An 8,853-nucleotide genomic window follows, 5' to 3' on the forward strand; every position below is an offset into this window, starting at 1 on the left:
TGGCGGGCCACTCGATCGGCGAGATCGCCGCGGCCCAGGTGGCGGGGGTGTTCTCCCTGGACTACGCCGCGCGGCTGGTCGTCGCCCGCGGCAGGCTGATGCAGGCGCTGCCGCGCACCGGCGCCATGGTCGCGGTGGAGGCGACCGAGGAGGAGGTCCGCGCCGAACTCGGCGTCCACGCGGGTGTCGTCGACGTCGCCGCGGTCAACGGGCCGCGCGCGGTCGTGCTGGCGGGTGACGGCGAGGCGACGCTGCTCGCGGCCAAGCAGTGGGAGAACCGCGGTCGGCGGACCCGCAGGCTCACCGTCAGCCACGCCTTCCACTCGCCGCTGATGGAACCGATGCTCACCGACTTCGCCGACGTGGCCGCGACGGTGGACTACCACGAGCCGAGGATCCCGATCGTCTCCACGGTGACGGGCGTGCTCGCCACCGCGATCGACACCCCCGGCTACTGGGTGCGGCACGTGCGCGCCGCGGTCCGGTTCGCCCACGCCGTCACGACGATGGCCGCGCAGGGCGTGACCACCTTCCTGGAGGTGGGCCCGGACGGCGTGCTCACCGCCATGGCCGACGCCGTGCTGGCCGAGTCGGGCGACACCCGCGACCGGGCGGCCATCGCCTCGGCGCGACGGGGCAGGTCCGAGACCGAGGTGCTGGTGTCGAGCCTGGCCCGCCTGCACACCAGGGGCGTCCCGGTCGACTGGCGGGTGTTCTTCGAGGGCACCGGCGCCCGGCCGGTCGACCTGCCGACCTACGCGTTCCAGCGGCGGCGCTACGCGCTGGTGGTGGACAACGCGGTCAACCAGGCCGCGTGGACGTGGGTGGAGGTGCCGGAGGCCGGGGCGCGGGTCGCTGTGCTGGACCTGGGCCACGGCGTGGCCGACCTGCCCGGCGCGCCCGCGTTCACCAGCGTCGCGGAGGTGGCCGGGCACGTCCCGGACGTCGTGCTCCTCCCTCTGGCCGTGCACGTCGCACCGGTCGACGACGAGCCGCAGGACGCCCGCTACGCCCGTACGCGGGAGACCCTGGACCTGATCAGGACGTGGGACCTCGCGGACACGACGCTGGTCGTCGCCACCACGGCGGTGGCACCCGCGCTGCCGTCGGACTCCGTGGGCGGCGACGGGCGGGTGGCGTGGAACCTGCTGCGCTCGGCGCGGGAGCAGAACCCGGACCGCGTGGTGCTCGTGGACTTCGACACCGACCGGGCGGACCCGGCCGCGGCCGCCTCCCTCGCCGCGTCGGGCATCCGGATCGCCGCGGTGCGCGACGGCGCGGTCCTCGTGCCGCCGCGGCAGGAGGACCGGCAGGAGGCCGTCGACGGGCCCGTGCGCTCGGAGCTGCTCGCGAAGCTCGCGGAAACCCCGGTGGCGCAACACCGTCCGCTCGTGCTCGCCGCCGTGCGCGCCGAGATCGCCGCGGTGCTGCTGCGCGACGACCCGGCCGCCATCCAGGAGGACCGGGCGTTCCAGGAGCTCGGGTTCGACTCGCTCACCGCGGTGGACCTGCGCAACCGGCTCACCGCGGTGGCGGGCGGCGGGCTGTCGGCCACGGCCGTGTTCGACCACCCGACGGCGGGCGCGCTGACCGACCACCTGCTGGAGCGCATCGCCCCGGCGGACGCCGACCCGGACGCGCCGGTGCTCGCCGAGCTCGACCGGCTGGAGGCGCTGCTGCCCACCGCGTCGCGCGGCGGCGGCGAGATCGCCGCGCGGCTGCGCACGATCCTGGACCGCTGGACCGAGACGGCCGCTCCCGCGGCCGAGGAGGACGGGGGCGCCCTGCTGGCGGAGGCGTCCGCGGACGACCTGTTCGCCTTCATCGACAACGAGCTGGGCCGCACCGCGGGCTGACCGCCCCACCCGATCCGACGCCCGAGGAGGCGGAACCGCCATGTCCAACGAAGAGAAGCTGGTCGAGTACCTCAAGTGGGTCACGGCCGACCTGAAGAAGGCCCGGCAGCGGGTCGCCGAGCTGGAGTCGCGCAAGGAGGAACCGGTCGCCGTCGTCGCGATGGCGTGCCGGTTCCCCGGCGGGGTGTCCTCGCCGGAGGACCTGTGGCGGCTGGTGAGCGACGGCGTGGACGCGATCACGCCGTTCCCGACCGACCGCGGCTGGGACGTCGACGGCATGTACGACCCGGAACCCGGCATCCCCGGCAAGTCCTACTCGCGCAACAGCGGGTTCATCGCCGACGCGACGACGTTCGACGCCGAGTTCTTCGGCATCTCGCCGCGCGAGGCGACCGCGATGGACCCGCAGCACTGCGTCCTGCTGGAGGTGGCCTGGGAGGCGCTGGAACGGGCGCACATCGACCCGGCGGCGCTGAAGGGCAGCAGGACCGGGGTGTTCGCGGGCATCGCCGGGCAGAGCTACCACGGCCTCGGCGGCCCCGAGGACCTGGAGGGCTACCTCACGACCGGCAGCCTCGGCAGCGTCGCGTCCGGCCGGGTCGCCTACTCCCTCGGCTTCGAGGGACCAGCGGTCACGGTGGACACGGCCTGCTCGTCCTCGTTGGTGGCGCTGCACCTCGCGATGCGGTCGCTGCGCCAGGGCGAGTCCACGCTGGCGCTCGCGGGCGGCTCCACCGTGTACGGCAACCCGTCGGCGTTCGTCGACTTCTCCCGCCAGCGCGGTCTCGCCGCGGACGGCCGGTGCAAGTCGTTCGCCGCGGCGGCGGACGGCACCACGTGGTCCGAGGGCGTCGGCGTGGTGGTGCTGGAGCTGCTGTCCGACGCCCGCCGCAACGGCCACCGGGTGCTGGCCGTCGTGCGCGGCTCGGCGATCAACCAGGACGGCGCGTCCAACGGCCTCACCGCCCCCAGCGGGCCGTCCCAGCAGCGGGTGATCAAGGCCGCGCTGGCGGACGCCAGGCTGGTCACCTCGGACGTGGACCTCATCGAGGCGCACGGCACCGGCACCCGGCTAGGCGACCCGATCGAGGCGCAGGCGCTGCTGGCGACCTACGGCCGGAACCGGCCCGACGACCGGCCCGCGTGGCTGGGGTCGCTGAAGTCGAACATCGGCCACACGGTCGCGGCGGCGGGTATCGGCGGCCTGATCAAGGCCGTGCTGGCGATCCGGCACGGCGTCCTGCCGCGCACCCTGCACGTCGACGAGCCGACCCCGGTCGTCGACTGGTCGGCCGGGTCCGTGCGACTGCTGACCGAGCCGCGGCCGTGGCCCGCCACCGGCGGACCGCGTCGGGCGGCGGTGTCCGCGTTCGGGGTCAGCGGCACCAACGCGCACGTGATCCTGGAGCAGGCGCCCGAGCAGTCCACGGCGGACATCCCGGCCGAGGTCGGTCCGGCGCTGCCCGTGCTGGCGCTGCCGTTGTCTGCCCGCTCCTCCCGTGCGCTCGAGGCGCAGGCCGGACGACTGCTGGACTGGATGTCCGCGAACCCCGCCGCGGACCCGGCGTCGGTCGCGCTGTCGGCGGCCACCACCCGGTCGACCCTGTCGCACCGCGCGGTCGTGCTCGGCGACGACCGCGCCGCGGTGGAGGCCGGCCTGCGCGCGGTGGTCGGCGGCGAGCCGAACCCGTTGGTGGTGCTGGGTTCCCCGGTCGGCGGGAAGACCGCGTTCCTGTTCACCGGCCAGGGCGCGCAGCGGCTCGGCATGGGGGCCCGCGCGGCCGAGGTGTTCCCGGTGTTCGCCGACGTGTTCGCCGACCTGGCGGCCAGGCTCGACGAGCACCTGGACGTGCCGCTGCGGGACGTCGTGTTCGGCGACGACGCGGAGGCGTTGCGGCGCACCGGGTACGCGCAGCCCGCGCTGTTCGCCCTGGAGGTGGCCCTGTTCCGGCTGCTGGAGTCCTGGGGTGTGGTGCCGGACTTCCTGGCGGGTCACTCGATCGGCGAGATCGCCGTGGCGCACGTGGCGGGCGTGCTGTCCGCCGACGACGCCGCCGCGCTGGTCTGCGCGCGGGCTCGGCTGATGCAGGCGCTGCCCGATGGCGGCGCGATGGCGGCCGTCCGGGCCACCGAGGCCGAGGTCCTGCCGCTGCTGGTGGGCCGCGAGGCCGAGGTCGGCATCGCCGCGGTCAACGGCCCGGACTCCCTGGTGCTCTCCGGTGACGAGTCCGCCGTCGAGGCGGTCGCGGCGACCCTGGCCGCCTCGGGGCGCAAGACGAAGCGGCTGGCGGTGAGCCACGCGTTCCACTCGCCGAGGATGGCGCCGATGCTGGCGGAGTTCGGCCGGGTCGCCGCGTCGCTGGACTACCGCGAACCGACCACGCCGATCGTCTCCACGGTCACCGGCGCGCTCGCCGGACCCGGTGAACTGGGCAGTCCGGAGTACTGGGTCGCACACGTCGAGCGGACCGTGCGGTTCGCCGACGCCGTGCGGGCGCTGCGGGAGCTGGGCACGACCACGTTCCTGGAGATCGGGCCGGAGGGCGTGCTCAGCGCGGCGGTCCGCGACGTCCTCGACGCCGAGGGGGACACCGACGGCGGCGCCACCGTGCCGACGATGCGCGGCGGCCGGGACGAGGCGCACACGGTGGTGGGCGCGGTCGGCAGGCTGCACACCAGGGGTGGCGCGGTGGACTGGTCGCGCTTCCTCGGTGGCACCGCCCCGGTCGTGGACCTGCCGACGTACGCCTTCCAGCGGCAGCGGTTCTGGCTCGACCAAGCGGGCGCGAAGGCCGACCTCGACACCCTCGGCCTCGCGGGCCTGGACCACCCGCTGCTCGGCGCGGCCGTCCGTCCGGCGGGCTCCGACGAGCTGGTCGTCACCGGCCACCTCCCGGCCCGCGGCCACCCGTGGCTCGACGGCGCGGCGGTGCTGCCCGGCACCGTGCTGGTGGAGCTGGCCATCAGGGTCGGCGACGAGCTGGGCTGCACCCGGCTCGACTCGCTGATCCCGGTCGGGCCCGTGCCCCTGCCCGCGGGCGGCCTGCGCGTCCAGCTGACCGTCGGCGAACCGGACGCCGCGGGCCGCAGGACGCTGGGCGTCCACACCAGGCCGGACGGACCGGAGGCGGAGTGGACCCTCGCGGCGCGCGGCGAGCTGAGCGCCGGACACCCCGCGGCGGTCGCGGAGATCCCCGGCGACGCCGTCGAGGTGGCGCTGCCGGAGGAGTCGGCGGCCGACGCCGCGGCGTACGGCCTGCACCCCGCCCTGCTGGACGCGGCGGTCCGCGCCGCCGCGGACGCGCACGGGGCGGACGGGCTGGTCGCGGGGGAGTGGCGGGGAGTCCGGCTGCACGCCGTCGGCGCGACGGCGGTCCACGTGCGGTCGGCGCTCGTCGGGTCCTCGCTGGCACTGCGGCTGACCGACCGGTCCGGACACCTGGTGGCGACCGCGGACGAGGTCGTGCTGCGCGCGCCGGAGTCCGTCGCGGTCGATCCGCACGAGGCCGCGCGCGGAGCGCTGTTCGACGTGGCCTGGGAGACCGTCGTGCCCGCCACACCGCTGTTCCCGCCGTCGCTGGTGGTGCTCGACGCCGGGCACGGCACCCTCGACCTGCCGGGGGTGCCGCACGCCGCCGACCTGGACGCCGTCGCGGCCGCGGGTGCGGACGTCGTGCTGGTCCCGTTCTTCGGGGCGGGTACGGCGGACGCGCTGGTGGACCAGGTCTTCGCCGACACCACGGCCGCGCTGGAGCTGACCCGGCGCTGGCTGGACGACCCGCGCCTGGCGGGCACGAGGCTCGCGGTGCTCACCTCGGGCGCGACCCCGGCGCACGGCCAGACCTCGCTGCGCACCGCCGCGCTCTGGGGCCTGCTGCGCTCGGCGCGGTCGGAGAACCCGGACCGGATCGTGCTGGTGGACCTGGCCGGGGAGGAGGTCGGCCTCCCGGCGCTGACCGCCGCGCTCGCCACCGGTGAACCCGAGCTGGCGCTGGACGGGCGGACCCGCGTCCCCCGCCTGGTCCGCGCGGCCAGGACCACCGTCGCGGACGCGGGCGCGTTCGACGGGACCGCCGTGATCACCGGTGGCACGGGCGCGCTCGGCGCCCTGTTCGCCCGCCACCTCGTGGCCGAGCGGGGTGTGCGGTCGGTGGTGCTGGTCAGCCGCCGGGGGTCTCAGGCGCCCGGCGCCGACGACGTGAGGCGGGAGCTGGAGGACCTCGGCGCGGCGGTGATGGTGGCCGCCGCCGACGTGACCGACGAGGCGGCGCTGGGCGACCTGCTCGACGACGTGGGCGAGGTCTCGCTGGTGCTGCACACCGCCGGTGTCCTGGACGACACGGCGTTCCCCAACCTGACGCCGGAGCGGCTCGCCGCGGTGCTGCGCCCCAAGGTGGCCACCGCGTGGCACCTGCACCGGCTCGCGCCCGACGCCCACCACGTGCACTTCTCGTCCATCGCGGCCACCGTCGGCGGTCCCGGCCAGGCGAACTACGCGGCCGCGAACACGTTCCTGGACGCCGTCGCGCACCACCGCGCCGGTCTGGGCCTGCCGACCACGTCCGTCGCCTGGGGGCTGTGGTCGATGCCCACGGGCATGGGAGGCGGGCTGAGCGAGGTCGACCTGGCCCGCATCGCCCGCGCCGGGTTCCGCGCCATCACCGCCGCCGACGGGCCCGCGCTGCTCGACGCGGCGCTCGCCACGGGCCTCCCCTCGGTGGTCGCGACCCCGCTCGACCTGGCCGCGGTGCGGGCGTCGTGCCAGGTGCCCGCGCTGTTCTCCGGGCTGGTGCGGGTGCCGGTGCGCAGGAAGGCGGGCAACGCCGAGGTGTCGTCGGTGTCGTTGGCCGACCGGCTCGCCGGGCTGCCCGAGCGGGAGCGCCGCGACCTGCTGCTCGACCTCGTCCGGGTCGAGGTCGTCGACGTCCTGGGTCTGGACCGCGGCACGGCGCCGGAGGCGGCGAGGCCGTTCCCGGAACTGGGTTTCGACTCGTTGACCTCGGTGGAGCTGCGCAACCGGCTGATCGTGGCGACCGGGACCGCGTTGCCCGCCACGCTGGTGTTCGACCACCCGACGCCGGGGGCGGTCGTGGAGCACCTGCTCGACGTGCTGACCTCGCAGGGGTCGGAGCGGGTCGGGGTGGACTTCGCCGCCGAGGTCGTGCTGGCCGACGACGTGCGGCCCGCCGCCGAGGTGGTGAGGTTCGCCCCCGACCCCGGCGAGGTGCTGCTGACCGGCGCGACCGGTTTCCTCGGCGCGTTCCTGCTGCGCGACGTCATGGCCACCACGTCGGCGACCGTGCACTGCGTGGTTCGCGCCACCGACCCCCGGCGGGGCCTGGAGCGGATCGCGGAGAACCTGCGCTGGTACCGGATCGACGACCAGGTCGACCTGTCCAGGGTCGTCGTGCACACCGGCGACCTCGGCGAACCCCGGCTCGGACTGGGCGAGGAGGCGTTCGACTCGCTCGCCCGCACCGTGGACGTCGTCTACCACGCGGGCGCCACGGTGAACTGGCTCCAGCCGTACACGGCGCTCAAGCCCGCGAACGTCACCGGCACCGAGGAGGTGCTGCGGCTGGCCGCGCGGCACCGCAGCGTGCCGGTGCACTTCGTGTCCTCCACCGGTGTGTTCGACCAGCCCGTGGAACCCGGCGCACCCCTGCGGGTGGACGACATCGCGGGGCCGCCGGAGGTGCTGTCCAACGGCTACCGGCAGACCAAGTGGGTCGCCGAGCGGATCATCGAACTGGCGCGCGACCGCGGCCTGCCGGTGTCGGTCTACCGGGTCGACGTAGTGTCCGGCGACCAGGTCAACGGCGCCTGCCAGACCAAGGACTTCGTCTGGCTGGGGCTCAAGGGGATCCTGCAGAGCGGCGCCGTCCCGGCGGGCCTGTCCGGACGGTTCCACCTCGTGCCGGTCGACTACGCCAGCGGCGCGATCACCCGGCTGTCCCGCGACGCCGCCGCGGCGGACCGGACGTTCCACCTGTCCAACCCCGACGGCCTCACCTACGGCGCGATGATCGAGCACCTCAGGGCGCTGGGCCACGCCCTGCCGGAGCTGGACCGGCAGACCTGGAGCGCCCGCGTGCGCGCCGACCGGGACAACGCGCTCCAACCGCTGCTCGACTCCTTCGAGGCCATCGCGGCGGCGGGCGAGGGCGCCTATCCCGACTTCGACGTGACGGCCACCGAGGAGGCGCTGGCGGGCACCGGGATCGAGTGCCCGCCGATGACCTTCGACCTGTTCGCGAAGTACGCGGACTTCTTCACCGGCGCGGGCTACTTCCCCCGCGCGGACGCGGACAGCCTGCGCTGAAAGGGTTCTGATGGAAGAGATCACCGTGATTCTGGTCGGCGGACCGACGCACCTGGGCGCCGCCGACCGCATTCGCCGGGTGGCCGACCTGGCGGAGAAGATCAAAGTGCCGCACGGCAACGGGTACGAGCACTTCGCCGCGACCGGGGAGCGGCTCCCCGGCGACACCGGGGACATGCCGGTGTTCGGCTGGTGCGACCAGACCAAGATCGCTGAGTAGGGGATGGGCGGAATGACGACCACCGACCGGCAGCCGACCGACGAGGTGCCGACCGACGACCTCGGCAGGTTGACCGAACTGTTCGTGCTGGCCTTCAACGCGGGCGACCAGGACACGATCGAGCGGATGTACAGCCCCGACGCGGTCTCGGTGTGGAAACCGGGCGAACCGCCGCTGGCCGGCGACGCGAGACGGGCGAACGTCGCCGAGTTCCTGGCGATGGGCTTGCCGATGAGGGCTCGCACCAAGGGCACCTACGTGAACGGCGACACCGCTTTGGTCATCGTGGACTGGGAGATCTCCGGGACGTCGACCACCGGCGAGGAGGTCCACCTGTCGGGCACCGGGACCGACGTGCTGCGGCGCGGCCGGGACGGCAGGTGGCGCTACATCATCGACAACGCCTACGGCGGCTCGGCCGCCTGACCACCGGAGGCGGGCGGCGACCCTGGTGC

The 8,853-nt window shown here is 75.0% G+C and carries 3 protein-coding genes and 1 pseudogene; all 4 read left to right on the forward strand.

Features of this window, described 5'->3' with window-relative positions:
- On the forward strand, positions 1 to 1,856 hold a 1,856-nt coding region (locus ACFWW9_RS44595), incomplete at its 5' end, for an acyltransferase domain-containing protein (RefSeq protein ID WP_390389461.1).
- A 40-nt stretch (positions 1,857 to 1,896) separates the two neighbouring features.
- Positions 1,897 to 8,178 (forward strand): annotated as a pseudogene (locus ACFWW9_RS44600) (type I polyketide synthase); the annotation flags it as partial.
- A gap of 10 nt (positions 8,179 to 8,188) precedes the next feature.
- A complete protein-coding gene (locus ACFWW9_RS44605; protein WP_390389464.1) occupies positions 8,189 to 8,398 on the forward strand; it encodes a DUF5988 family protein in 210 nt (69 codons plus the stop codon).
- Between the two features lie 12 nt (positions 8,399 to 8,410).
- On the forward strand, positions 8,411 to 8,824 hold the full coding sequence (locus tag ACFWW9_RS44610; protein WP_390389466.1) for a YybH family protein: 414 nt from the start codon (positions 8,411 to 8,413) through the stop codon (positions 8,822 to 8,824).
- Positions 8,825 to 8,853 lie beyond the last annotated feature (29 nt).

It is taken from the genome of Umezawaea sp. NPDC059074, from assembly GCF_042738955.1.
Taxonomy (GTDB): Bacteria; Actinomycetota; Actinomycetes; order Mycobacteriales; family Pseudonocardiaceae; genus Umezawaea.

What these genes read in the sequence shown, in the direction of transcription:
- ACFWW9_RS44605 (WP_390389464.1), top strand. Translation starts at nt 8,189, where the DNA reads ATGGAAGAGATCACCGTGATTCTGGTCGGCGGACCGACGCACCTGGGC.
- ACFWW9_RS44610 (WP_390389466.1), top strand. Translation starts at nt 8,411, where the DNA reads ATGACGACCACCGACCGGCAGCCGACCGACGAGGTGCCGACCGACGAC.